The sequence below is a fragment of the Psychrobacter sp. CAL346-MNA-CIBAN-0220 genome (assembly GCF_040309805.1).
Taxonomy (GTDB): Bacteria; Pseudomonadota; Gammaproteobacteria; order Pseudomonadales; family Moraxellaceae; genus Psychrobacter.
In genome coordinates this window covers 1-337 of sequence record NZ_JBEOPF010000066.1, presented here as the reverse complement: position 1 = coordinate 337, position 337 = coordinate 1, and the positions used below count along the sequence as shown (strand labels likewise).

The following is a 337-nucleotide window of genomic DNA, read 5'->3' as shown; positions in this document are numbered from 1 at the left end:
CCTTATACCCATGTGGCGCGGCAGCGATAAGCCAAACATTGTTATCGTTTTTAAAGTCCGGTGATCATATTTTAATAGTGGATACTGTTTACGAGCCAACCCGTGATTTTTGCGACAAGATTTTAGCGGGGCTGGGCATTACTACGACCTATTATCCGCCCATGATTGGCGCAGATATAAAAGAGTACATTCAAGACAATACCAAAGTGTTGTTTTTAGAATCTCCGGGTTCAATTACCATGGAAATTCAAGATGTTCCCGCTATGGTGCAAGTGGCAAATGATCATAATGTGATGACGGTGCTTGATAACACTTATGGTAATGGTTTGCACTATCG

Annotated in this window: 1 protein-coding gene; it reads left to right on the top strand. The window is 41.8% G+C overall.

Annotated elements, in window-relative coordinates; translation table 11 throughout:
- A partial coding sequence (locus tag AAEY88_RS12720; RefSeq protein WP_350562960.1) for an aminotransferase class I/II-fold pyridoxal phosphate-dependent enzyme occupies positions 1-337 on the top strand: 337 nt, incomplete at both ends.